The following is a 24711-nucleotide window of genomic DNA, read 5'->3' as shown; positions in this document are numbered from 1 at the left end:
CATTCCGTGAGGCTATGGTGGCGATCTTCCGCGGCCCGGCGTGATCACTGCTGTCCTGACGCTCAAGTGAAAAACTCCACTGCACCGGTTTTGAGATTGTACATTGCGCCGGTGACCTTGATTGCGCCATTGGATTCCAGCTCGGCAAGAACCGGGCTGTCTTTCCGGATGTTCGCGACGGTCAGTTCGACATTCTTGCGCGCGACTGCATCCACAAAATCGTAATTCTTGGCCGAGCGCTCCCCCTTGTAATCTGTCGCCTCCACTGCAGGTTTGATCTTGGCCAGTAATCCGGTGAGATTGCCCAGCTCGGCATTGTCGATAGCCCCTTTGATTGCGCCGCAGGCGGTGTGCCCCATGACCAGTACGACCTTCGCGCCGGCGAGTTTGCAGGCGAACTCGAGGCTGCCTAGAATGTCAGCATTCTCGACATTTCCGGCGACCCGAGCGTTGAAGATGTCCCCGATGCCGAGGTCCATGATGACCTCTGCCGGAGCGCGCGAGTCGATGCAAGTAAGCAGGGCAGCTGCAGGATATTGTCCGGCGGCGCTTGCCTCCTGTTCACGAAGATAGTTTCGCTCCTTCCTTTCGCCCTTCCGAAATCGTTCGTTTCCGTTCTTCATGGCCTGAATGATCTGATCCGGGGTCAACTTGTCCCGCAGCTCTTTCGTAAGAGCGTCTGAGCGTGCCGCGGCCGCGAAAAGAAGGCTGCCGCCACTGATTCCGACTGCGGTCGCTCCGCCTGCCAGCTTGAGAAGACTGCGCCGATCCAAACAATTGCAATCCTTGTGATGTCCTGACTTCTGGTACACGGCGACCTCCTCTCCATATATTTGTCTCAAACGATCTAAAGCGTAAACGATTCTATGATCGGCGTTCCTGGTAAGATTTCATCAAACAAACAACTTGTGCGACGCGTTCAACGCACTGCAGGCGACGCTCGGCGCGAGACGCATCGTTTGGAGCACACGATAGGAGGACGCACCGCCGCGAACAAGCTTTCGATGGCGTTTGTCGTGCGTAGATGCATGCACTGCGCGGCCTGAAGGTCACAGAAGGCCAACAGCGCCTAAGCCGTTCTGGATCAAGGAGTCGACTGCCTTATCGTATTTGACGCCTCACCCCGCAATCGCCCTCAGCCAGCTAAAGGCAGAGGCGCTGGGCGTTCGAGGCCTTCTCCGAAGGCTGTTACGGCCCGGGGCTTTGATACCGCCATGTTTCAGCTCACGCACAGGCAGAGTGGAGACCGCAACGATTGCTGGCGCGCATCGTTACGATCGGCATCAGCTCCTGATGCGCTGGTCACCTGGGCTGGCCGCCATGCGCATGGTGCCCGCTGCCATGGTAATAGCCGCTGTGGCTATGGTGATGGTGCATGCCGGAGTGATGATGGTACGTCGCGGCATTGGCCGAAACGCTTAAGATGATCAACAGTCCTAAAGCCAAAATAGAACGCATCGCGCCACTCCAATTCGGACTACGGTCGATTTGATATCGATGCAAGAACTCTACTACTCCAGGCTGCAGCAATTCGACGGTCAAATCACATATGCGAGAGCTATCACCTTAATCGCGCGCAGCGGAGCTATGCTGTCGGCGTACCGAATCGCGCCGCCGGATGCAGCCGAGGCTTCAGGGATTGACAACGAAAAACATGAACGCGGCAAACATCACCAAATGCACGATACCTTGCAGCACGGTGGTTCGCCCGGTGCCTAGCGTAATCACGCTGAGAATTAGCGTGACGGCCAACAATCCCTGATCTTTCGTGTCGAGGCCAAGCTGCAAACGCTGCCCGAGTACAATGGAAACGGCTGCGACGGCCGGAATCGTCAGCCCGATCGTGGCCAGTGCGGATCCCAAAGCCAAATTCAAGCTGGTTTGCAACCTGTTCAGACGGGCTGCCCGTGAAGCCGCCAAAGCCTCAGGCAACAACACTAGAGCGGCGATAATTACGCCCACCACCGCCTTCGGCATAACAAGCTGGGCGACAGCGAATTCAACGGTTGGCGTCAAGACTTTGGCAAGACCAACGATACCAAGCAGACACACAAAGAGGAGGCACGCGCTAGAAACAGCGGCGACACCAGACGGCGGAGACTCATGTTTCTCCTCATCCTCGATCTTGACCGGAAGAAAGAAATCTCGATGTCGGACCGTCTGGACGAAAAGAAACGCGCCATAGAGCACCAACGAGACCACCCCGGCGAACACGAGCTGCGGTGTGCTATATGCCGATCCGAGTTCCGCTGCCGCGTAGTTCGGAAGGATCAGCGCAAGGAAGGTGAGCGCAGTGAGCACGGCTAACGCTGCGCTTGCGCCCTGCAGCTGGAAGCCTTGCTCTCGATGGCGTGTGCCACCAAGGAGCAAGCAAAATCCGACAATTCCGTTGCATACAAGCATAACTGCCGCGAATACCGTGTCCCGTGCCAGACCAGCTTTATCGGCTGGAGCTGCGATCATTACGGAGACAATCAGCGCGGTCTCGATAATGGTCACAGCCAACGCCAGCACCAACGTACCGAATGGCTCGCCCAAGCGGTGTGCAATCACCTCTGCGTGGTATACGGCCGTGAACACGGTGCCTAATAGCGTAATGCCGGCGAGTGCAATGACCGGCCCGGCATTCTCAAAAACGAAAGCCAACAGCAAAATGAGCCAAGCCAATGGCGGCCACGTCCATGCCCACCACGGGCTGCCTAATGCTTTCATTTTCAGCCCTTGATCATGAGTGTGATTCCATAATGATGCTCATTCCGACGGCGCCTTTTCTATTCGCGCACGCTACACCGCCGCCTGGGACTGCAGCTGGTGGGCCGCTCGACCTGCTGCTCGCGGCAGTCATAATGGCAGCGCTCCAGCGGTTTGGTGCAGACCGAGTCTCCCGCCTTGCCGCACAGGTAGTTCGGCACGCTCACGGTGCAGCGTCCGCCCGCCGCCGTATAGCAGGCGCAATGGCAAGCCGCCGACGCGCTAGCTGCTCCGATCAGGATCCCGATTGCAGACAGAGCAATCGCGATCAGCAGGTCGTTCGTGCGCTTCATGCGGCTAATGCCCGCTCAGCACCAGCGTCTGGACCGGCAGCACCAGCGCTTGGACGCGCAGCAGCAGCGCATGCACGACCGCCGTCGCATCGACCACGTGCAGAGCAAACGCCTTGCCGGCGCTCGTCTCCTTGGCGTTGATCACGTCATGGTTGCTGGTATAGGCGTTGACGATGCACCGTGAACCCGGCGTGACCTGTTCGAGACCGCCTTTGTAGAGAGGTTCCAGGAAGGCGACGATCGAGCCCGGCTGGCGCAAGCTCTGCGGATCGATCAACTGCTCGCCGGACCGGAACTGACCTGCGGCGATGAAGTCCTGCACAGAGACGACAACCATAGGAATGATCACCCAGGGTTTTGAGATGCAGGTCGCTTCCGCCACCATGCCAGGCTTGATGACCTGCGCCTCGATTTGACCGAACCCTGCTTGCAGAGATTGCTGGCCGGCCCCCGCCGGGATCAGGATTCCGGCGGGCCGCATCGCCTGATTGACGACATCGCCAACGCGGAGCGCGAACTGCTCGACCCGGCCGTCGACGCCGGCGCGGATATAGGTCTTGTCGAGGTCGACCTGGGCCTGTGCCAGCGCAGCCTCGGCGCTTGCCTTCTGAGCCGGCAGAATGGTGGACATCTGGGCGGTCACCGATTCCTTGGTGGCCATCGCCGCATCGATGCCGGCCTGCCTGCCATTGACGAGAACCTGCAGCTTCTCGATGTCGCGCTGCGGCACGATGCCCGGATTGCGGCGCTGTAATTCCGTCTTCGTATCAAGTTCGTCCTTGGCCTGCTGGTAGGAAGCCCTGGCATCGTTGATCTGAGCCTCGGCCTTGAGCATGTCGGCCTGAGCGGCGTGCAGCGCGGCGTCAACCTCGGCGACCTTGCGTTTGGCAGCTTCGAGCGCGGCCTCCTGCCTCGAACTGTCGAGCCTGAACAGGACGTCGCCCTCCTTCACATCCTGACTGAGTCCGACATTGACTTGGGCGACCCGGCCCGAACTCTCCGGCAGGATCGGCACCGTCCGGAAGTACAGCGCCGCGTTCGTCGTCGAGGGATGGTAGTAGAAGATCATGGTGATCAAGGCGATGGTGAGCATCAGACAACCGGTGATGCCCCAGCGCAATTCGTACCACACCGAGAAGAAGGTGATTTCCTTGCCGAACCGCTTGCCCTGCCGATAGCGGCGGTAAAGATAATCGGGCAGGATTGTTACAAGCGAACAGAGGATGAGCTCAAGCATGGCGCTTCACCTCCTCTTGCTTCCCGCCAGAGACTTTCGGCGCGACGCGTTCGGCCCGTGGAGGTGATGGCGCTATCGTCACATCGCTCCCCTGTGCGGCGCCAGCGATCCTCTCGACTGAGCCGGCAATGCTGCGCAGCGGCGTGCCGAAATCCGGCAGATCGATCAAGGCCAACAGCAGCGCCGCGATCCAGAAGATGTGCAGATGGGTGAAGAGCGATATCAGGCAGAGGACGCCGACGATCTCGAACTGCAGCTTGTGTGATCTGTGCGCCATACGTTCGGGCAGACTGTGCAGCTTCCAATAGAGGATGCCGACCGAAAAGACCGCCGCCACAAGCAGCAGGCCCGTGAAGATAGTCAGGCCGTCTACCTCATTCGGCCCGCTGACGAAGAACGGCAGATGATGAGGCGCTGCCGGATGAATTTGTTCGCTCACGATGTCCTCCCTACCCAGATCCGCGCACTCCATTGTTGCGCGGAGCGCTTGCAACCTGCAAGCGCGTTTTGCAATCCAGCCCTGTGACAACCGGCCTGTGATGCATCATCTTCCGGCTATGGCCCATTCGCTGACGCCATGACCGCCTTTGCTTTGGGCTCGCGCTGCCCTGCGCGGCAAGCCGCAATCATCGAGCTTGCGACACCATCATTTGGAAATTGGCGAAGAATTTCCTGGTAGCTGCGGACAGCGCCGTCCAGGTCTCCGGCTTCGAAGAGCGCGGATGCTGCCCAGGTCATTTCAGCCAGTGTCCGGTCAGCGGGACGGGCTTCGAGTTCGGGATCGGCGATGCCGGTCGATCCAATCAGCTCGTAGATCATGAATTGCTGTTTTCGTCCCTTGACCTGAACGTGGCGCAGCGGCCTTGCCACGATCCCCGATGAGGCGGCATTGAACACGCTGTCGCTGATGCAGATCGAGGTGCCGAACGTCTTGTTCGTGCCTTCCAGCCGCGCTGCCACATTGACCCCGTCGCCTATGGCCGTATAGCTGAAGCGTCCCGACGATCCGATATTGCCGACCAAGACTTCCGCGCAATTCAACCCAATCCGGATCCGCAACGTCGGCTTGCCCTGCCCGCTCCACTCGTCGTTGACCGCCTGCATTCGCCGCACCGCGCGCAAGGCGCCGGCGCAGCCGCGCAACACGTGATCCGCGAGCACCACCGGCGCGCCCCAGAACGCCATGATGCCGTCGCCGATGAACTTGTCGACGGTCCCCTGCTCCTCCGAAATGGCACGCGTAACCTGCTCGAAATAGACCGACATCTGCTCGAGCAGCGCATCCGGCGCCGACTGCTCGGCGTGGGTCGAGAAATTTTCGAGATCGGCGAACAGGATCGTCATCTCGCGTCGTTCCACCCCAAGATGCAGCGGAATTCCAGACGCGATGAGGCCACGGACCACATCGACCGGTGCAAACGAGCAGAACGACTGCAGAGAATTGCGCAGCAGCGCGGCGGCAGACTGAAGCTGATCGATTTCCCGGACCCGGGACGGGGCCATAACGCGCTGGTCGAACGCCAGCCCTTCGACCGACTTCAGCTCCCGCGAGACGCCTTCGATAGGCCGCGAAAGCCGTCGGGTGACAAAGTAGATCAAGACAAGTTCGGCGATCGAGAGCGCAACGATGATGATCCCGATCTGCCGGTTCGTCCGCTTGAGCTCTCCGGTGAAATCATCGGCCGGCGTGAGCACGATGGCCTCCCATTGATGCCCAAAGCTGATCGGAAAGCGGGTGAATGACGCACTCCACTCCTGACCATCACGAGGTGATCGGAACAGGAATTTGTCCTCGCCGCCTTGCCGGCGCAGACGGTGGGCCTCCCGGGTATTCTCGTCTTCAATGTTGTCGAGCTTTGCGACCTCCAGCCGGCCATCGACCGCGCGAACGCTCTTTCGCCGATCAGACGCGGCGATCACTTTGTTATCTGACGGATTGACTATGATGGTCTCGCTGTTCGCACTCGCGCGGTGGGTCGCCAGGAACTCCGATAAGACGTTAATGGTGATACTGGCGCCAGCGCAGCCGATGAAATTCGAACTTTGCAGGATCGGGTATCTGAGATTGATAATGGGGTAGCCCGTATCTGCATTGATCTGCGGATCGACGACGGCGAGGTTTCTTGATTGCTTCGCCTCCGGATACCCCGACGTACGGCGATAGTCAGTCGTCGTCGGAACCGCGTATTCACCGACCAAATGTCCCCATGTATCAAAGAACGTCCGGTGGCGCCGACGGTTTTCGCCCAGTGAAAAGTCGTCGATGAAGCTCGAATGCCAATTCGCGGTTCGCGGGATCCTTGGGTCGGAGCGCCTGCGGTCGTCGTCGATCCGTGTCACAACCCGGTGATATCCATCTTCGAAGCTGACAAAGGCGGCGTCGATCTCTTCGGCGGTTGTCAAAACTCGGAATAGGATGTCGCGACTCCCCTCGGTTCGGAAGAATGCGGAGTCGGCCGCCGTCACGACCGCGAGCAATCGGAGCGTCGTCCCGACGCCACCGATCATCGCCTCGACGTTCTCGATGCTGGCCCGGCTCGTTCTGGCCACCTCCTCGTGCAGCGTCGCAATAATGATCTGGGAATTTCGATAGTAGTTATAAAGCAGGATAAAAATCAGGACGGGAATGCTGAGACATACAAATAAGCCAGCCATGATCGCGCTGAGCTTTGGCCGTTTCACCGCAAGCCAAAGACTCCGTCCCCGCTCCGACAGCAAGCTTCTGAACGCGTTCAGGCGCGCCCACATCGGCGCTCGCATCGTGATGCAACCCTTGAGTGATGACGAGCAGGATTGCCCCACAATAGCCGAAAACGTGAGGATCTATTAGCAAAAAGAGCGAGGATTATTCCGCCTGAAAGTGCTTCTTGCCGGCAGCGTGAACGGCTGTCTTGGAGCGCTGGGCTAGTGCCACTCGCTGCTGGCCGATGAGGCGTTCGAGGCGATGCGTCGCCAGAGCCGGAGCGGCACATTCGCCAACCTCGGAGTCCCCCGCGGAATACCTTTCGAGCTCTGCCTCCGGGATCTGGTCGATATTCCCGCTCGGCCTCCCCCAGTTCCGTCTTCCGTGACGGACGCCTTCACTTGAATAGCTTATCGGCACATTTATCCAGGAACGACTGCTGCTTGCCAACGAGATCGGCAAGCCGCAGCGCAGCATAGCCGGCGCTCGGGCCCACGGTATGAGTGCCGACGTGCTGCAATGGGTGCGGGACCGATGCTGAAGCGGTGGCGCTCGCCAAGCTTGCGAAGCTTCGATAGACTCATTCGGCGTCTGTCCGGCCATAGGCTAGCCATGCCCAAAACGGCACAACGATTGGAAGCGCTTGTGCGATGGAGGTGGCTTTGGCTCGCGGCAACTGTGCTTGCATTGTTCGTCGCAATCAATCGCGCCGGGACCTCCGATCCCGATCCCAGCGGCGAGGCGTCCTTTCTCTCCCGCGCCGAAGTCCGCGAGCGGGGCGCCGTCACCGTCCGTGCCACGGTGCTGACCGATGATGAAAGTGAGCGCTATTTTGGCGCATCGCTGGCGGACCACGGCATTCAGGTTATCTGGTTGAACGTGGAAAAATGGCGGTGATGCTCCGCTGATATTTTTGCCGATCGTCACGGATCCGAACTTCTTTTCCGAGGCCGAAGTGGAAAGGCTGCTGAGCGCCTGGTGGCGCGGAAGCAAAAATGCATCCATCGCTGCGGCAATCGAACGCGCGCGCATGTCGGAGGTCGTCGGCGAAAAGCAGACGGTCACCGGCGTCGTCTTCACGCATCGCGAAGGCGGCGCCAAGTTGTTCACCGTCGGGTTCGAAACGGGCGCTGAAGAGCTGCTGTTCCGGTTCGCTCTGCCCATCGCCGGCATCTCGTACGCCATCCAGAAGGTTGATTTCGGAAATATTTATCCGCAGAGCGCGATCGAAGAGGTTGACCTTCCGACGCTACGCCAGAAGCTGGCGCAGCTGCCGTGCTGCACGACCAACAAAAGAGGCGATCGGAATGGCGATCCTCTGAATATTGTGATTGTCGCCCGCGGGCTCGACGGCTTGTTTTCCTTCATCGGCCGCGGATGGAAGCTGGACGAGCCGTTCGATCTTCACAGCATCTTCCGAACTGTTGGGGCATTTATGTTCCGCAACGAATATCTCAACGCGCCCGTGAGCCCTTTGCATGTCTTCGGACGCCCGCAAGAGGTCGCGCTTCAGAAGGCCCGCAACAACATCAGCCTACGCAATCATCTGCGCCTCTGGCTCACACCCTACCGGCTCGATGGCATGCAGGTTTGGATCGGCCAGATCAGCCGCGACATCGGCATCAAGCTGACGACCGATGTCTGGTACCTCACGACCCACCGGATTAGCCCCGACGTCGACCAGGACCGCTTCTATTTGCTGCAGGACCTGATCATGTCCGGATCCGTATCGCGCTTCGGCTATGTGCAGGGCGTCGGCGCATCGACGGCGCAGAACCAGCGCGTGAACCTTGGAGGGGATCCCTATCTGACCGACGGCCTGCGGCTCGTCGTCATTCTTGGCGCGCCACGCCGCGTCTTGGACCAGATCGATTTTCTGAATTGGGAGCGTCTCCGGAGATAAGAAGCTCGATGTAACAGGCGCTTGCGCCGTTTGAAGCGCAAAGCTTGTGAACTCATCGGCCAATGGGAAACTGAGCCGAAGGCGCTCGGGTATACGATCGGCTGGAGTCGCGGAACGCATGCATGCCGCCCGCGAGCGGAGGCTCTCGCGCGGGCGCTTCCCGGCGGAGCGTGGCCAAGTCCCCTCGCCGGTCCCGCAGGCACCACCGGCAATGGCTTTGACCGCCTCTAGGCCAGGCGACTGCCAAAGCGCCACCCACCTCTGCTCTCGCCTCGATCAAGTCCTCCGCGCGTTGGATCGACTGGTCGGCATATCTGCCGCCAGAAGCCCGCTCCGTTAGTGGGACGATGAGCGGGAATTCACTGGTAGTCGGCAAAGAGATTGGAGCGCTAATCGCCGAGCCTGTAACAGCCTCTCATCGCGCAGCAGGATTCGCGACTCAGCTACCTCGAATCTGCGGCTCTCGAAAGCGGTCTGCAATTTGACGTCAGATCGCAAGAGCCGAGAGCCTTGGAGCAGCTAAACCGAAGCAAACTCACCCTGTCGCGAGGGCGAAACGAGAAATTTCGTTCGTATACGCGCCTAAACGCTGGCAAGCTGTTGACATGCCTCGATTTGTCGATCGTTCGGCAAGACTGCTGTCTTCACTCAGGATCTCCTGTGTAAACACGCCTTCAGCGGAATTGCTGGCTTCACCCCAACGAGATAGCCGCATGCGGCCCGCGAAGCGTCAGCACCGGAGGTGCATAGGGTTTGAAAAAAGACCTTGCTTTCTTGTTTGGCCTATCAGCTCGGCTCTCAGTATCATAGCATCCGCTTCAGGGCCTGATCGCGAACGTTCTTAAGGCGAAACGTTGGGCGCGCCGGGCTCAGAATGGACAGTAATCGACATGCGAGGCGGCATCGTTTGGTTTGTCTAGTTTGCGCTGAAGTCTTGCAAGTTGACCGGCAGAAATGCGCGGCCGTTGCGGCACCAGGAGAGCAATCCCGGCCCAGTTTCTTTGCAAGCCGGTTGGCATTTCCCGTCCGTGCAATGGCCGAACAAAGCGCGCCAACGCCAAATTGTTATCATTGCGGACGCAGCGGCATGAGCGCACATTTCACGGATACCGCGCCAGCTGCTTGACTCCCTGGAGCTCTGTGCGACCGGTTGACAGACTCCAGAAGAGCTCTCGCCCGTGAACCGTCAGCAAGACGCGGATTGCCAGTGCCAGGTGCTCGACCTGGATCAGGTGCTCCGACGCTTCAACCCGGAGGGATCGCTGGACACGGCCCTACGGGAGAAATGGCATTGCTTGAGCTTTCGGCGAACGGAATGAGCAAAAGGGCTGCTCCTTGCGGAACAGCTCGCCCATCATTCAAGGGCCCCCCTACCGGCTGGCTCGTCGGCCTCGCGTGGCGTGCAGACAACGGGTCCGCTGTCGCTGAGCGACCGGCTAGCGTGCTCGGCCAAGGCGGCTTCAGCGGCGGCTTTGGCGGCATCGAAGGTCACGGCCAAGCCGGTGGCGATGAGCGTCGCGTATTCGGCTCCGAACAACTCCCAGCCGATCTCGGCCGGGAATCCGTTGGCGGCCGGCAGGTCGAAGGCAATCAATTCGTAGCCTTCGACAAAACAATGTTCGGCGCGATGGGCCGACCAGAACTCCGGGTCGGGGTGCCAGCCAGTGGCTGTCTGCTTGCTAGGCAGCGACATCGGCCGCCTCCACCGCGTTGCAGGAATTCGGCTGAAGCCCGTGCAGAAAGTCGGCGGCGCGCTGGGCACGGGAGGCGGCGGCAAAGATCGCGCGGCTGTCGGCCTTCAGCACCTTGATCCAGGATGCGAGATAGGCGGCATAATCCTCGCGGACCTCAGGCGTCAGCGCGAGATCGGCAGAGAGGAAGGCTGCGCCAAGCTCGACGACGAGCTCCTCCATGGCGTAGCCCGCGTCGCCAAACCGCTTGCGGCCAAACTCCCGGTTCAGACGGCTCTCATGTCGTGTCCAGTGCACCGTTTCATGAGCTCGGGTTGCATAATAGCTCTCGGCATCGCGGAAGAACTCGATGCAGGGCATGTGGATGGTGTCGGTTGTGACGAGATAACAGGCCGTGTTACCGCCGTGCACGACCTGTGCGCCGGTCGCATCCAGGAAGCGTTCGGCATGGGCGATGCGCTCGACGTCGTTCTGGGGTGTTTGCGGCTGGCTGTAATAGTGCGTGGGCAACCCGTCGATCTGCGCGACGTTGAAAACAACGTAGCCCTTCATGAAGGGAATGGCGCGCTCCTGGTCCTCGCCGGTCCTGGCGTCCGTCTCGGTCCGGATGATCTTGTCGGCATAGACGACAAGACTACCCTGCTCACCTTTGCGGACATGGGCGTTCAGTTCCACTGCCTGCCTGAACGTCATCCAGATTGGCGCGGCGTAGCCCTTCTCCAACGCTGCTGCCCATAACGTCAGAACGTTGATGCCCTGATAGGGCGTGCCGTTCGCTCGCAAAGGTCGCGTGATCCGTCGCGCCCTCCGTCCGACCAAGGCCGCTGCCACGGCCTGACGCCCTGCTCCAGTGCTGCAACAACCTGATCCGTGATCCTCTGATAGATGTCCGCTCTCATCTTTGCCTCTGGTTTGCCGGTTGCGCATGCGACCGGGACTAGGCGAGCGCCGATGAGCGGGGGTCGGCCGTCACAGGCCGGCGGCGGGTTGAGGGGAATCGCCCGCCCGAACGAGGAACGAGCGGGTCTGCACGGAGCGCAGCGCAGGAAGACCCGGGATACAGCCCGCCGCCGCTTGCCTCGGCCTTGACGGCCCGGGAGCCGCAGGCCCCTCTTTAGATTGTGAGCTCTTTGACTGAATGCTCGCGGAGAGAAGCGCCCTCCCTTGGGCCGCGCTTTTGAGATCTTGTCCAGCAAGTTGAGGACCTGATGGAGGTTCAGCGGCTGCTCGATCGCGGCAAGACGTCGTAGCGCCGGCCGACGGCATTGGAACAAGCTCGCCAGGCTGTCCCAGGTTGCTCTGAGCTCCACGTCCTTCGTCGAGTCGGGATTCAGCAACACAAGGGATAGCAAATGGCTGATGACAACGGCGTGTACGCATTCATGCCGCACTTGCGGCTTGTCCAACACACCCCACGATCTTGGTGATCGATGCGCAGGCCGCGAAATGTGTAACAACGTCATCAATTGAAGCCATGGGAAAGCCCGCAAAGTGGATGATTGTTCTCGGCGCCGCTATCGTTGCCCTCCCACTTCTGGCGGTGATATTCTTTTACGTCTTTTTGAATGGCGGAATTCACGGCACGATACTGCGGATGACGCCGAGGCAAACCCTGAAAATCCCGGCATCAAACGAGATAGGGCAACGTTGGAAGCCGACCTTGATGGCGCCTTTCAGCGCGTCATCACCAATATGGACGTTTCTCATTACGCGGAATCGAAACACGACGTCTGCTATAGCGGCGAAAACAACTTCATGAGAAGCGAAGGCTATGCCCATCGCTGCACGCTCCAGGTCACTCGTTTCTATGGCTTCGATGGCGATTTTCGGCAAAAAATGATCAACTTCGAAAAGGGCATCATCAGCGCTGGCTGGCACCTCGGGCTTGGCAATGGGGACGGCCGATCCCGCTTTACTGGCGATAGCATGGAAGCCTACATGCTAAATTATTATGACACCCGCCCGAACGTCACGGTCGATCAAATCGCCGGACCGCTCGGATACTCCAAGGGTCCGTTCGATCTCAGGATCAAGTGGGCTGAAAGGAACATGACACAGCGCCTCAGTCTGGAGTTGCTCCAGAACGCGACCGGAAATCTAAACCGGTTTCACGATGAGCGGAACCTTAGTGGGGTCATTATGCAGAACTCGACTCTCTGAGTGCGAATAACATATGACGTCGCTGGAACAAACTGTTTCGGGAAAACTCGGCAGTCGGCTTAGGCCGTATCAATCCTTTCTCTGGTGAGCCAATGCCGTCTACCGTTGAAACACTCGTTTCCGCTTACGTACGTTTGAACAACCGGCGAGCGCTTGAGAATATGCGAGAACTCCGGCGGCAGTTGCTGAAAAACCTGCACTCCGCAGCCAGCATCCATTCGCCCCATGCGCCAAAGCACCTCTATGATGATCTGCGAGCGATCGAAGAAGGATTGGAGCAACTCGGCAGCGTTTGATGCTTCAATCGAGGAAGGCCTGCGGCGAGGGTGGCAAGTCGTCGTGGCTGCAGGTTGCGCAATTCGCGGATGATTTCCTCGGTGACATCCCGCTACCAACCGGCGGCGGTGTTGATCGCAACGATGCGCGCCGGCCGGCTGTATTGCCCTTCCATCGGGCGGCGGATCGGCATGTCACAGAGCGCCGCACAGATCGCTCGCCGTCTGGGGTGTGTAGCTGCAACACGGTCTGCGGTAGGCTAACTCGTTTGAGCTTGAAGCGTGGTCGCAAGCCGCCAACAGCAAAGCCCAAGATAATGCTGGTCCCGAAGCGAAGGCCGGCGTTGTTGGCCGCCTGTGCCCGTCCGATGCTAAAGAAGTGTCCCAGGGAAAAGTCGGAAGGCAGCCCAAGGAATTCAGTAAGCGCCAGCTTTACGCCGTGCTAGCTGAAGCGGTCAGAAATACGGACTGACAGGCTCACATCATAGAAAGAGCAGACTTCGCGTTTTGTCGATGCAAAAGTCACAGGAGGCGGCGCCGCTGATCGAAGTGGCGCGGCACAGCGGCGAGCCGCCTAAGTTTCGCGCGGTTGCTTTGAGCTGTATTTCTTCTCCCCGCGCACAACCCGCGGGCGGTATTACTGCGTCAAAATTCTATATGCGACGATCAACGCCACCATGCAGGCAAATATCAGCAGTGCCGGGAGTGATCTTCGGATCACTGGACTCGTCGAGTGGCGCGCAGCGGACAGACTAGGCTGAGGTTTAGGCCTTCTCTCGACCTTGTCCGCTGTTGTTGCTGTGCGAGGCTTTGGTTCGGGTGCCGCGCCGACGCCTCCCATCTCGTTGTAATAAGCGCTGTAGACCTCGCGAGCAGCCAGGGCCGTGGACTCGGCCTCGGTCATGGTCTCGAGTCGGGTTCGATAATTGGTCAGAAAGCTCTGCGCGTTTGGTGGAAGGTCATCGAAACCGCCGAGCTTGGCCATCATAAGCCAAGTGGCAAAATCCGCCTCGGCCTTCGTCCAGGCCTTCTTGGCGATACTGGCGTTAGAGCTAGAGGACATGGTGGTCCGATTGGTTGGTCCGCCCAAACTTGCCGGCGTTCATGGCTATCGCTGGACAGTATCTCGGTTGACGTCAGCTGTCCCGCCTAAGGCCCGTCTTGGCGCGAGAAGTTGATCTTGCCGCCGAAGCCGGCGCTGGACCAAACTAAAGGCTGCCTACTGGGCGGCCAATCTGCCCTCCCGTGGAAGTCGTCTATCTTGACCGAGCCAAGAAGCTCGCTCACACAAAAATGTGGCCGAAAAGTTCGTGGCTACGGTCCGCAGCAAAAAAGACTCGCCAACGTTAGGGTTGCGCTCCCGCACTTCGATCGCGCCGGGCTTCTGGAGCAAATGCAAGACCTCCTGCGAATAAAGAAAACCAAACTTTCTTGCATCCCACTTGGGCTTGGGCAGCATCATGATCAGCTCCGCCCTTCAAGCAAGTATTTCTCATTGGATATGCCATGGCCGCTGGCTGCGCAGTCCGTGCGCATGTCTATTCGATCAGGATCAGACCGGGAGGGAGTGAATCGTCGTATAGGCCGGCCCGGTCGGATCGTCCGATCGGAACGAACCCTTTGATTTTTGCAGTCTGTGGCGCGGCGACGCCGGATTTCTCCAGCTTGTTGGCAATCAGGCCGCGCGCAGGAACGGGTAGATCAAGGCTCCGATCGTCGACGACCCGCGCGGCCCTGATGAACATTTTCTGCAAGTCGAGCAACTCCGGCGTAGTCCAATCCAAGTGCTGGAAAGCCTGATACGCGTACTCGACGAGGTCGGGCGAGACGACAGTCTCCGGCCCTGCGTAGAACGGAGTTCGGTTGAGCAGAAGCCCGAGTGCCGCAAGATAAGGAGCGCAGTGCCGCTTGGCCTGCGCAAGTGTCACCGCGGTGTCGCAGAAGCAACGCACCAGATCCGCCTTGGTGTCGAGCTCAATCAGCTCCAGGGATCCAGCTAGGCGGACGAGTTCGTCGGGCGCCTTGCCGCTGCGGATCCTGTCGATCTCGCGGGCCATAAGTTTGGTCTGGCGTTCCCGCGTGAGCCCGCCCGCCACTCGGCGCCAGAGAATGTATTCCTGGCTCTTGATGCGCCGACCGGGAAAACACGGGCCATCGTCGTGCACCCGCCACAGGGCATCCATCCGAAGGTCATCCCTGAGAACGCCGAAGCCCGGGCGCAGCAGGAATCCAGCCATGATGAGCCAGGTCTCTTCGTGGTCCGCCGAACGTCGTCGGTCGTCCCACCGCTCCTCGAGCGCAGGCCAAAGCGCGCGCAATAGGGGCCCGTTCCATTCACTTCTGGCAGACGCGAGGATGCGCTCCATATCCTTGAGGATCGCGGCAGCGGTCAGCTTGTTCTTTTTGCCGTTGGTCGCAGGCTGGGTGAACACGATCCCGATCTGCTTGCGTGCCTTTTCCAGCGCGTCTGCTGAAGCGTTCGGTTCGCTCGGAGCGTTTGCCTCCCGCCCCCGCCGTGCTCCAGGCGAGCCCGCAACGCCTTGGACGTGCTCGCGCATGTTGAATTCCAGCGGCCAGGATTGCTGGATCGCGGGGTCGGCGCTGACGCACGAGATCTGGAGCAGCCCCAGCGCGTTCATCCGCGCCGTCAGAGCGACGGGCAACATCCCGCCCACTTCCGGACCGGATAGCTCAGCCGTCCTGATGATGGTCTGGAGTGGCGGCAACGGGTGAAATTCGCCTTCGGACCAGGAAACGATGTCTCCGGCCCGGCTGACGCTCTTCCGGGTTAAGGAATAAGCCTGGAAACGCACCAGTTGATCAGTGCGGAGCTTAAGCCCAAGATCAGCGATCTCAAAAAGCTGGGACGGTGCTGCACCCTGAGGAAGAACGCATACGAGGGGCGGATGCACAGTATGGCGATCCGTTGCCTGTATCCCCTCCACTTCAAGAAAGATCGCAGCGGCCGCGCCGGCGGCGATGCGACGCGAACGTTGGTGGAGAAGGGCACCAAATCGTGCGGCTCCGCGCGCCACCGCCAGGTCCGGCTCCTCGTTCTCCAAAGCCTGCGGTACGAAGCCCTCTTGCCAGCCTCCGATCTGCTCGCGCAGTCTTTGGCGCACCAGCGACGGTCGAACGGATCCGCCGTTGAACAGGACGGCATCAATGCGCGGGCGATCGTTGAGGAACTCCGCAAGGTGTCGGGTTATCGCGCTGTCGGCAGGATAAGGAAGCCCCCATTCCCTTAGTGCCGCGTGCGTCCGATACGGCCGCGCCGCTACGTCGCAGAAGGGAAAAAATCCGTCCAGCAACAGGCTCTCGATTTCCGTCCGCATCACCGTCGCCGCTTGCGAGCCGCCGACCATCCCCGACCCGCGACCGGCCAGTGCAATAACGAAGCGCTCATCCGGCGGCCCCGTAGCGGCCAGCGCGTCTTCTTTCATCTGACGGCAGGCGGCGACGAGCTGATCCCATTGCGGGCCGGAGAGTTGGCCGCCCGCCCCGGCAAGCCGTGGCTCCAGGAAATGGGCGACGGCAAGGTCGATATTGTCGCCGCCGAGCAGGGTATGCTCGCTCACGGCCACGCGCCTGATGTCAGGGTCCTGCGTTTGCTCGTTCAGGCGAACTTCAAAAATGCTAAAATCCGAGGTGCCGCCGCCGATATCGATGACCAACACGTGTCGCAGCCCGGCATCGCCGTTGTCGGCCCGCTGCCATAATGCGCGCGCTGGGTCGTGACTTTCCAGCCAGCAATAGAATGCCGCCTGTGGCTCTTCGAGCAGTCGCACATCGCCGACGAAGCCCGCTTCCTCGGCGGCGGTAATCGTCAGCCGCTGCGCCGCTGCATCGAAGGAAGCCGGGACGGTAACCGTGATGTCCTGATCATCGAACGCAAACCCGGCCTGCGCAAAGCGGCTATTCCAGGTCCCCCGCAAATAATTCAGAATCAGTGCCGAGGCGCGTACCGGTGAGATTTTCTGCTCACGTGCCAGAACCGTCGATCCCCATGGCAGAAAGGGGGCCGACCGGTCGGCGGCGTGATGGCAGAGCCACGACTTCGCGGAATGGACGACCCGTCCGGGCGCCTGGCTTGCCTTCATGCGTGCAAGAAGACCGACGATCCATTGCCCTGCGCCGGCCTCCTCACCGCGCAAGTGTGCCGCGACCGCTTCCTCCGGCAGGTACAGGAAAGAAGGTAGCGTTGGCTTCGCGGTCAGACTTGCCAGGTCTTCCCATTGCGGGACGAGAAGAACCTCCGGCATCCCCTCGCCGACCAGCGGCGCGTATGCGAGTGCGGAGTTGGTCGTGCCGAGATCAATTCCAATGGCGAAACGGGCGCGGTCTTTTGTCAATGAGTATCTCCGGAGGCGGTCCGGCAGCTATTCCGTGCGGACCTGGAACTCAACCTTCCATCTCCGATCGGAGTTCGTGTGCCTCATCCAAAGCTCAAGGATGCCAAGTTCGGTGACGACAGGGCTGACGCGGACCGGCACCACCTGCCCCACCGGGAAGTCCAGTGCCGGGATCGCGACTTCGAGCAGGCCAGCGTCGTCAAGCTCACGTTCGGCGTCGGGGAGTATCTGTCCCGGCGTATCGCCGCTTCGTACCGAGGAGGAGAAAAACCGAAACTCAGCCGTCCGGCCGGTTAGAAGGCCGAACTCGCGTCCTTCGATCAGCAGTTCGGTGCCTTCCTGCATGCCCTGCGGGACAACACACAATGCCTTCAGCGGGGGCTTGTAGCCCGGAATGGCGGGCATCGACGTTTCGAGGCCAATGTAATAGGAGCGCGCCGCGCCGGCCTTGATGCGCATGCCCTTGCCAGTGGCGCGGAGACGTCCGTAGATTGCGCCGCCACGTGCGACAGCGAGATCTGGTTCGAAGCCCTCCAATTCGCGGACCGGCTGGCCTCCATTCCACGAGGCCAGCAGATCAAGCACCCGGGTGCGGATTGGCGCAGCGTTGAAAACGCCTCCGTTGAACAAGACGGCGGTCGGCATGAGCACCTGCGCGCCAGCCGTCGCTCCCACCAGCGCGGAAAGCTTTTCGCTTCCCTTCACGTTCTGCAGACTCTGGGCGAGAAACCGGGCGATATGCTTGCTGACGACCGGATCGGAAGCATAGGGCAGACCGAATTCCTGCAGTCCTGCCATATGGTTCTCGCGCGGCAGGTCCTCAAGGCTGGTCTTGGCGAAGAAACCATCGACAACAACTTGCTCCAGCGTCTCGCGGTCCAGAGTCGTTGAGATGGTCTTCGCAAGCAGGCTGGAGCCGCGCGAAGGGACCGCAATGGGTGCCTGCGCCAACCCGTCATCACCAAACAGAGCGATCTTGGCTTTGGAGGCGGCATGCACGAGCGCCAGGAACTGCCAGGAATCCAGCCGTTTGCCCGTGGCCTCAAGCTTAGCGTTAAGCGCATATGCGAGCGCCAAATCCATATTATCGCCACCTAGCAGAATGTGCTCCCCGACGCTGACACGCTCAAGTTCGAGGCGGCCTTCGACATCTGTGACCGCGATCAAGCTGAAGTCGGCGGTCCCGCCGCCAAGATCGCAGACCAGCACGATATCGCCGGCAGCAATCAAGTTTCGCCATTCTCTCTGCGTCTCCGCCATCCAGGCATAGAATGCTGCCTGTGGCTCCTCCAGCAACGTGACGTCTCCAAGCCCCGCAGCCCTAGCGGCCTCGGCTGTGAGGCTTCTTGCGACCTCATCGAAGGAGGCAGGAACGGTTACGACGATCTCGCCTTCAGAGAGATCCCAGTTTCTCCCGTGCGCCCGTTCGGCATGCAGGAACGCATCCCTGAGGTGTTGGAGGTAAAGGCGTGAGCATTCGAATGGCGAGAGCTTGTCTTCCTCGATCTCGGACCGCCAGGGCAGGATCCGCTGCTTCGGATCGATGTGGGGATTGGACAGCCAGGATTTGGCGGAGGTCGCGACGCGATCAGGCACGAGCGCCCCCCGTTCGCGCGCGAACTGGCCAATAACCGCGCGCTGCGCGGCATCACTCCAGGGCAGAGGAAACGCGTTCTCCGGGAACTCCTCGGAGTGTGGAATGTAGCTCGCGGACGGCAGTGTCGGCATCTCGCCGATCTGATTTGGTCCGAGAGTCTGGGCGATTTCGATAATCCTGGTCTCACCACTCTCGAGATCGGCGATCGCGACTGCGCTGTTGCTGGTACCGAGGTCGATAGCAAGACTGAAACGAGCGCTCATAAGGATTGTCCTGGGGCGTACTCTCAATTCGTGTCAATAGCCGCGCGGGTTGCAAAGCGCCGGTTACGTGATCCGACTCGGCGTCCAAACCGGACAGATGCGAGCTCGCTTATCTCAGCTCGACCTCCGCCGGAGCGATTGCCGGAAGTCGATCGCTCGAGCTCCGCAAAACGCGCGGTAGATTCACTACATCCGTTTTCCAGCCGTGGTGGACAAGCACTCCCGAGAACGGCCCCGGGCCGCTGATCTTGCCCACCAGTCGGTACTCGTCGGGTGAATAGCCGGCGGCGACCTGCACCGTCGATCCCTCGCTCTCTGTGCGAACGGGGGAGATTCTGAAGTGCTCCAGCAGCACGGTCTTGCATCCGGCATGGACCACGCGCGCGGCTGCCCCAACCTGAGCGTCATCATGCGCGTTGATGTTGTCCATCAGGAAATCGACCAGACGGCCCCTTGCCTGCAGCATCGCCAAAAACCTGACGATCTCGGCGTCCGACTGGTTTGCGCGAGTCGTAACAGGCGTCGGTCGGGCCGCCTCGGCCCCAGTCCGGTTATCTCGTGGCAGGCCGCGCCCGACCAGGATCGCTATCAGGGCGACAAGGCTCAGCACCACGGCACTGCCCGATAGATACATTTGGAATGCGCTGGCCGCCGGCAGCAATTCCAGAGCGTTCACCACGACCAGGAGCAGGATCACTATAATTGCGATCGCTTTCATCGCATGCATCTTCAGCCGCAGCTCCCTTTTGAGACGCATCAGCGTTGATTGACCCACGGAGAATATAGGATATCGACGATTGTGGAAACCTGACCGGGTCCGCCGCTCAGATACCTGCTCTCTACGACGATCGGGAACACGTTGATGACGCCGGGCTGGTAAGCTCCGATGTCGATCTTCGGGAACGCTCTCGGCAAGGCGGGTACTATGTCAACGACGTGATGAAGGCGTAGCGCTGAGCGATCTGCCTGTAAAGTTCCCCCTTCGAGACCGCCGTGCGCTGAGCCTCACCATCTCACCACCACCGCTCGCCCGCGCTGCCGTATAGCGGACCACGTCTCCGATGGGACCAACAAGGCTTACAAGTGCAAGATACGCTCGCCGGGGTTTGCCCATCTCCAGGCGATGGACTTCCTGTGCAACGGACATCTGCTCGCGGACGTTTCGGTCATTCTCGGCTCCCTGGACATCGTGTTTGGCGAAGTCGATCGCCGTTTATTCCAGCCTGCGGCTACAGCGCGCTCGACCTGCACGCGGAGCCAGTGTTCCGAGATGGGCTTAATCTAGGAAAGCCGTCAAAGCCCGAAACTGCTCCTGAAGGATCTCCGTCACGCGCTCCGTTGCGCGGACCCCGAGCGGCATTGACATGTTGTGCAGGTGCCGCATCCGGTACGACTTCCCATTCGATTGGCGACATCAGCGGAGTGTGCGCTTTCGCGTGATTGATTCTGATCGGACCACGACGCGGCGGCCGAGGCCGTGGAGCACTATGACATTTCACGGTACCAGGCGTTCGTAAGTTGCCAGCGCGCGAACGGGACCCACGCAGCCCGAACGCAAGGAGCGATTGCGACAGAACTTGACTGCTAGGCCACAGCAACTCCGGCTTTCGGTGCTTTAGCACGTTATTGCGGATGTTCCGCCCTCTGCTTTATGCGCAGAGAAACGTTGATCACTGTCAGGTCTTCGTCCCGTAATCGAAGCAGCCGCGAGCGTAGGCGGGCCGCCCGATGCGTATGCAGAAGATGCTGGTACCATCGATCCTTCACCACATCGGGAATCAAAACCGCAATGCGCTTGCTCGGATGTTGTGCTTTTATCTGATCGATCAACTTCATCATGGGCAGCTGCAGGTTTCGATATTCGGATTGCAGAATGACCAGTCGGGGCGGCGATAACCCTTCTCGGGCCAAAGGCTCTTCAACCTCAGCTCGCCAGCGCTCCTCCAGCTTCCGCCGCTCTTCTTCCTGATCCGGTCTCGAGAGCTTCAGCAGATGGACCGCTATCACATCCGGCGAGATGCTCATCGCGAATGTAAGGGCGTTCTCGCTTAACTTGGTCCAGCTCTCTAAGGTGACCATGGCAATCGGCGCACTCAAGTCACTCAGTTTGATTGGTGCTGGAACGCGAAGCTCGTCGAAAAGCCGGTCGTAATAGCTTCGTATATTTTTAAGCAGAACGATAACAATCGGAAGCACCACAATTGTAATCCAGGCCCCTTCAAGAAGCTTAGCAGCCACGATGACAATCAGAGCTACTCCGGTCGTAAGCGCTCCGGCCGTGTTCAGGGCAAGATGGGTCTTATTTCCTCTGTTGGAGCTTCCGGCCGTTATGGACCTGCGCCAATGCCATACCATTCCGGTTTGCGAGATCGTGAAGGTTAGGAAAGCACCGATCGCAAAGAGCGGGATCAACCTGTCAGTAATCCCTCCGAACGCAATCAAGAGAACGCCAGACGTCACGGCGAGGTAGAGGATCCCGACATCAAAAACCAGACGGCGGCCCGCGATGGCGAATGATTTCGGCAGAAAACCATCTTCCGCGACAACTCGGCACAGGCGAGGGAAATCGACGAAGCTGGTATTGGCCGAAAAGGCTAGCACGCAGAGCAACGACCCGATAGTCGTGTAATAGAGGACACCTTCCCCGAGCACCGCTGCTGAGATCTGGGACAGGACGCTGCGATATCCATCCTGCTCCTGTGACATCGCGCCGATCTCGTAAGTATGTGCTAGAAACGCGATCCCAAGCAATAAGGTGCCCAGGATAACTACGATGGCGGTCAGCGTTCGATGGCCATATTTCACCGTCGGCTCCCGAAAGGCGGTCATGCCGTTGGAGACCGCTTCGACCCCGGTCATGGCGGTGCAGCCGCTGGCGAACGCGCGCAAAAGCAACCACAGCGTCACCGCTTCCGTTGCCTCCCCCGCTGCAGGCGGCGCCACCAGGGCTTGTGGATTACCGCCGGACGAGAACACCCGATAGGCACCTAGAGCAAGAACGAAGCCGAAGCTTACAATGAAGAGGTAGGTTGGGAGCGCGAACACGCGGCCGGCATCCAAGGTACCGCGCAGATTCACGACCGTGACGATGACGAGGATGGCCAAACAAAGGGGAAGAATGTAGGGGTGCAGCGCTGGAGCGGCGGATACTAAGGCGCCAACGCCTGCGGCGATGCCCACGGCGACGTTGAGGACATAATCCACCATCAGCGCGGCGGCGGCCAGGAGACTGGCGTTCGTGCCCAGATTGTCTCTCGCCACGATGTATGCGCCCCCATTACTGGGGTAGGCGCGAACGGTCTGCCAGTATGAGGCGAAAAGTATCGCCAACAGGGCCACTATCGGCACCATGACCCAGCCGATGTAGGATGTCGCGCCTGCTCCCAATGGGATCAGGATCGACAGCGCGGCTTCGGGTCCATATGCGGACGAGCCGAGCCCGTCCAGTCCCATCGCTGGCAATCCTTCGAAGGCACCGATTTTCCGCTCGTTGAACTCCCGATTGGCTAACCGTCTGCCGAGAACAAGGTCGAGTACGCTCACAGAAGGATCCAAAAACGAGAGGCGAAAGGGACCTAAGAAAATGGCTGCTTTACTGTTTCGCCAACCCTGTCACGTCCGTTCTCCTGGTTGGCTTCTATCGACCGTCGACTTCCCTACCCTGCTCCCTGGCGATCAACACACCTGCGGCTCGCGACCGTGTGTCCGCTCCTCGGCTTCCTAGTGCGGTCAGATCTGACCCGTCCTTTGTTCGGCTGGCAAGCGGACATTTTGGAGTTCGCTCCTGGGTGGGTGGCTTGCGGATCAATCTCGTGCGGCGTTGATCGTTCCTGCTTTTGATCCCGCCCACGGACCGCGCCATCTATGAGGTCGGCCCGAGCGCGGCCTTGGCCTTCGCAACCGCCTTAGAGCTTTCGTGTCACCAGCTTGAAGCGCAGGTTGGAAATGGCTTCGCCCGGGTTCAAGCCCTTTGGGCAGGCCTTTGCGCAGTTCAAGATCGTATGGCAGCGATAGATGCGGAAAGGATCCTCGAGCTTGTCGAGGCGCTCTCCAGTGGCTTCATCGCGGCTGTCGTTGATCCAGCGCGCCGCCTGGATCAGTGCCGCCGGCCCCAGGAATCGTTGCGGGTTCCACCAATAGCTCGGGCATGATGTGGAGCAGCAGGCGCAAAGTATGCACTCATACAACCCGTCCAGCTTCTCCCTGTCTGCGTGGCTCTGCCGCCATTCCTTCTGCGGTGTCGGTGAGCTGGTCTGCAGCCAGGGCTCGATCAACGTCAGTTGTGCGTAGAAGTTGGTGAGATCCGGCACGAGATCCTTCAGTACGGGCTGATGCGGCAACGGCATGATGCGCAGAGGCTCGGTCACCGGATCGGTCATGGCTTTGGTACACGCCAGTGTATTCTGGCCATCGATGTTCATCGCGCATGAGCCGCAGATGCCCTCGCGGCAAGAGCGGCGAAATGTCAGCGTCGGATCGACGTTGTTCTTGATCCAGATCAATCCGTCGAGGACCATGGGCCCGCAATCGTCTGTGTCGACGAAGTAAGTGTCCAGGCGCGGATTGCGCCCATCTTCTGGATTCCAGCGATAGACAAGAAATGCACGCAAGGATCCGCTGCTTGGCTTGGGCCAGGCGTTGCCACTCTCAACGCGGGATCTCTTCGGCAAGCTGAATTCGACCATTGAACCTCCAAAAACACCTGGCGCCGAATACACCAATGATGGGTCCACTCTGACAGCCATCAGGCGCATCGGCGGCGCCAATTGCGCCTCAGCCGAGGCGCTTGCGGTCCACGCTGTACCCATCGCCAGCCGGTGCGGGAGCCCTCGCCGTTTTTTCGACCTGCGCGATCACAACGGTGCGCCTCTATTCGCCCTCCGCTCCAGCCTCGGCAGCGTCCTGGTTGACGCGCTCCTCAGCAAGCTTGGTGAGGATCTCGTCGGTCTTTCTCTCCTCTTCCAGGGTTTGTGCCAGGAGCGGCACTGCCTCTTCCAGGCCAAGTTCCGCGGCCCAGCTCTTGAGCGTGCCATAGCGCGTGATCTCATAGTGCTCGACCGCCTGCTGCGCAGCGATGATGCCTGCATCCAGCACTTCACTGCCCTTGAACTCCTGCGCGATCTCGTTAGCCTCCTCAAGTATGCCGTTAATAGCCTCGCAGGTCTTGCCACGGGCGGGCTTTCCGAGCATTTCGAAAATCTGCTGCAACCGGTCGATTTGTCCTTCTGTCTCCGCCCGGTGCGCGTCTAGCGCCACGGCGAGCTTTTCCGATTCAGCCGCTTTGCTCATCTTACCAAGGGCGCGAAGAACTTGTTTTTCCGCCGAATAGGTGTCTTTCAGAATCTCGGTAAACAGGTCGTTGAGAGTCTTGTCTGCAGCTTTCATGGATGTCTCCGTTGGTTTGGCGCATCAACGGCACCCAGAGACGCTTCGTTCCTAATTGGGGCCGCGCGGCGTGGGTCGTAAGGTCTGGAATGTCGCTAGCGCGCGGAGGCTGCCTGCCAAC

At 59.9% G+C, this 24711-nt stretch carries 18 protein-coding genes and 2 pseudogenes; 4 read left to right on the top strand and 16 right to left on the bottom strand.

Annotated elements, in window-relative coordinates; all coding sequences use genetic code 11:
• Nucleotides 1–62: 62 nt before the first annotated feature.
• The 6 genes from P6U24_RS12635 to P6U24_RS12610 all read right to left on the bottom strand — a co-directional run bounded on the left by P6U24_RS12635 (nucleotide 63) and on the right by P6U24_RS12610 (nucleotide 7029).
• Nucleotides 63–812 carry a carbonic anhydrase family protein gene (locus tag P6U24_RS12635; RefSeq protein ID WP_407159441.1) on the bottom strand — a complete coding sequence of 250 codons (750 nt, stop codon included), beginning with the start codon at nucleotides 810–812 and terminating at the stop codon, nucleotides 63–65.
• An 820-nt stretch (nucleotides 813–1632) separates the two neighbouring features.
• A complete protein-coding gene (locus P6U24_RS12630) occupies nucleotides 1633–2712 on the bottom strand; it encodes a calcium:proton antiporter (RefSeq protein WP_407159440.1) in 1080 nt (359 codons plus the stop codon).
• 59 nt (nucleotides 2713–2771) lie between these two features.
• The gene (locus tag P6U24_RS12625) at nucleotides 2772–3044 is read right to left on the bottom strand and encodes a hypothetical protein (protein ID WP_407159439.1); all 273 of its coding nucleotides are present in this window, start codon (nucleotides 3042–3044) and stop codon (nucleotides 2772–2774) included.
• Between the two features lie 4 nt (nucleotides 3045–3048).
• Nucleotides 3049–4281: an HlyD family secretion protein gene (locus P6U24_RS12620; protein WP_407159438.1), complete on the bottom strand. Its 1233-nt coding sequence runs from the start codon at nucleotides 4279–4281 to the stop codon at nucleotides 3049–3051.
• Nucleotides 4274–4720: a hypothetical protein gene (locus tag P6U24_RS12615; RefSeq protein WP_407160437.1), complete on the bottom strand. Its 447-nt coding sequence runs from the start codon at nucleotides 4718–4720 to the stop codon at nucleotides 4274–4276. Before P6U24_RS12615 ends, P6U24_RS12620 begins: the two co-directional genes overlap by 8 nt.
• Before the next feature lie 116 nt (nucleotides 4721–4836).
• Nucleotides 4837–7029, bottom strand: a complete 2193-nt coding sequence (locus tag P6U24_RS12610; protein WP_407159437.1) for an adenylate/guanylate cyclase domain-containing protein — start codon at nucleotides 7027–7029, stop codon at nucleotides 4837–4839.
• 622 nt (nucleotides 7030–7651) lie between these two features.
• On the opposite strand from P6U24_RS12610, the gene P6U24_RS12605 reads away from it, so the two are divergent.
• Together P6U24_RS12605 and P6U24_RS12600 are read left to right on the top strand one after the other, a co-directional pair.
• Nucleotides 7652–7861 (top strand): hypothetical protein, encoded by a 210-nt coding sequence (locus tag P6U24_RS12605; RefSeq protein WP_407159436.1) that lies wholly within the window; start codon nucleotides 7652–7654, stop codon nucleotides 7859–7861.
• Between the two features lie 16 nt (nucleotides 7862–7877).
• On the top strand, nucleotides 7878–8867 hold the full coding sequence (locus P6U24_RS12600; RefSeq protein WP_407159435.1) for an LssY C-terminal domain-containing protein: 990 nt from the start codon (nucleotides 7878–7880) through the stop codon (nucleotides 8865–8867).
• Between the two features lie 1354 nt (nucleotides 8868–10221).
• Here the strand turns inward: P6U24_RS12600 and P6U24_RS12595 are convergent.
• Both P6U24_RS12595 and P6U24_RS12590 read right to left on the bottom strand, forming a co-directional pair.
• Nucleotides 10222–10560, bottom strand: coding sequence for a hypothetical protein (locus tag P6U24_RS12595; RefSeq protein WP_407159434.1), 339 nt, complete (start codon nucleotides 10558–10560; stop codon nucleotides 10222–10224).
• A pseudogene (locus tag P6U24_RS12590) lies at nucleotides 10547–11457 on the bottom strand (ArdC family protein). The gene P6U24_RS12595 and the pseudogene P6U24_RS12590 overlap by 14 nt, the downstream one beginning before the upstream one ends.
• 592 nt (nucleotides 11458–12049) lie before the next feature.
• On the opposite strand from P6U24_RS12590, the gene P6U24_RS12585 reads away from it, so the two are divergent.
• A complete protein-coding gene (locus P6U24_RS12585; protein WP_407159433.1) occupies nucleotides 12050–12718 on the top strand; it encodes a hypothetical protein in 669 nt (222 codons plus the stop codon).
• 912 nt (nucleotides 12719–13630) lie between these two features.
• On the opposite strand, the gene P6U24_RS12580 is transcribed toward P6U24_RS12585, so the two are convergent.
• From P6U24_RS12580 to P6U24_RS12560, 5 genes are all read right to left on the bottom strand, one after another.
• Nucleotides 13631–14056, bottom strand: coding sequence for a hypothetical protein (locus tag P6U24_RS12580; RefSeq protein ID WP_407159432.1), 426 nt, complete (start codon nucleotides 14054–14056; stop codon nucleotides 13631–13633).
• A 156-nt stretch (nucleotides 14057–14212) separates the two neighbouring features.
• Nucleotides 14213–14455, bottom strand: a complete 243-nt coding sequence (locus tag P6U24_RS12575) for a hypothetical protein (protein ID WP_407159431.1) — start codon at nucleotides 14453–14455, stop codon at nucleotides 14213–14215.
• A gap of 76 nt (nucleotides 14456–14531) precedes the next feature.
• The gene (locus P6U24_RS12570) at nucleotides 14532–17345 is read right to left on the bottom strand and encodes an Hsp70 family protein (RefSeq protein WP_407159430.1); all 2814 of its coding nucleotides are present in this window, start codon (nucleotides 17343–17345) and stop codon (nucleotides 14532–14534) included.
• A gap of 27 nt (nucleotides 17346–17372) precedes the next feature.
• Nucleotides 17373–19205, bottom strand: coding sequence for an Hsp70 family protein (locus tag P6U24_RS12565; RefSeq protein WP_407159429.1), 1833 nt, complete (start codon nucleotides 19203–19205; stop codon nucleotides 17373–17375).
• Between the two features lie 109 nt (nucleotides 19206–19314).
• On the bottom strand, nucleotides 19315–19923 hold the full coding sequence (locus P6U24_RS12560) for a DUF2760 domain-containing protein (protein ID WP_407159428.1): 609 nt from the start codon (nucleotides 19921–19923) through the stop codon (nucleotides 19315–19317).
• 336 nt (nucleotides 19924–20259) lie between these two features.
• On the opposite strand from P6U24_RS12560, the pseudogene P6U24_RS12555 reads away from it, so the two are divergent.
• A pseudogene (locus P6U24_RS12555) lies at nucleotides 20260–20415 on the top strand (NADH-quinone oxidoreductase subunit D); the annotation flags it as partial.
• Nucleotides 20416–20828: 413 nt separating this feature from the next.
• Here the strand turns inward: P6U24_RS12555 and P6U24_RS12550 are convergent.
• From P6U24_RS12550 to P6U24_RS12540, 3 genes are all read right to left on the bottom strand, one after another.
• On the bottom strand, nucleotides 20829–22748 hold the full coding sequence (locus P6U24_RS12550; RefSeq protein WP_407159427.1) for an APC family permease: 1920 nt from the start codon (nucleotides 22746–22748) through the stop codon (nucleotides 20829–20831).
• Between the two features lie 362 nt (nucleotides 22749–23110).
• The gene (locus tag P6U24_RS12545) at nucleotides 23111–23890 is read right to left on the bottom strand and encodes a succinate dehydrogenase iron-sulfur subunit (protein WP_407159426.1); all 780 of its coding nucleotides are present in this window, start codon (nucleotides 23888–23890) and stop codon (nucleotides 23111–23113) included.
• Nucleotides 23891–24074: 184 nt separating this feature from the next.
• On the bottom strand, nucleotides 24075–24590 hold the full coding sequence (locus P6U24_RS12540; protein WP_407159425.1) for a ferritin-like domain-containing protein: 516 nt from the start codon (nucleotides 24588–24590) through the stop codon (nucleotides 24075–24077).
• Nucleotides 24591–24711: the final 121 nt, after the last annotated feature.

This window comes from Bradyrhizobium sp. STM 3557 (assembly GCF_045571465.1).
GTDB lineage: Bacteria > Pseudomonadota > Alphaproteobacteria > Rhizobiales > Xanthobacteraceae > Bradyrhizobium.
The sequence above is the reverse complement of the archived record's forward strand: the minus strand, read 5'-3'. Positions and strand labels throughout refer to the sequence as shown.

What these genes read in the sequence shown, in the direction of transcription:
- P6U24_RS12625 (WP_407159439.1), bottom strand. Translation starts at nt 3,044, where the DNA reads ATGAAGCGCACGAACGACCTGCTGATCGCGATTGCTCTGTCTGCAATC.
- P6U24_RS12540 (WP_407159425.1), bottom strand. Translation starts at nt 24,590, where the DNA reads ATGAAAGCTGCAGACAAGACTCTCAACGACCTGTTTACCGAGATTCTG.
- P6U24_RS12580 (WP_407159432.1), bottom strand. Translation starts at nt 14,056, where the DNA reads ATGTCCTCTAGCTCTAACGCCAGTATCGCCAAGAAGGCCTGGACGAAG.
- P6U24_RS12620 (WP_407159438.1), bottom strand. Translation starts at nt 4,281, where the DNA reads ATGCTTGAGCTCATCCTCTGTTCGCTTGTAACAATCCTGCCCGATTAT.
- P6U24_RS12630 (WP_407159440.1), bottom strand. Translation starts at nt 2,712, where the DNA reads ATGAAAGCATTAGGCAGCCCGTGGTGGGCATGGACGTGGCCGCCATTG.
- P6U24_RS12560 (WP_407159428.1), bottom strand. Translation starts at nt 19,923, where the DNA reads ATGAAAGCGATCGCAATTATAGTGATCCTGCTCCTGGTCGTGGTGAAC.
- P6U24_RS12610 (WP_407159437.1), bottom strand. Translation starts at nt 7,029, where the DNA reads ATGTGGGCGCGCCTGAACGCGTTCAGAAGCTTGCTGTCGGAGCGGGGA.
- P6U24_RS12595 (WP_407159434.1), bottom strand. Translation starts at nt 10,560, where the DNA reads ATGTCGCTGCCTAGCAAGCAGACAGCCACTGGCTGGCACCCCGACCCG.
- P6U24_RS12575 (WP_407159431.1), bottom strand. Translation starts at nt 14,455, where the DNA reads ATGATGCTGCCCAAGCCCAAGTGGGATGCAAGAAAGTTTGGTTTTCTT.
- P6U24_RS12545 (WP_407159426.1), bottom strand. Translation starts at nt 23,890, where the DNA reads ATGGTCGAATTCAGCTTGCCGAAGAGATCCCGCGTTGAGAGTGGCAAC.
- P6U24_RS12565 (WP_407159429.1), bottom strand. Translation starts at nt 19,205, where the DNA reads ATGAGCGCTCGTTTCAGTCTTGCTATCGACCTCGGTACCAGCAACAGC.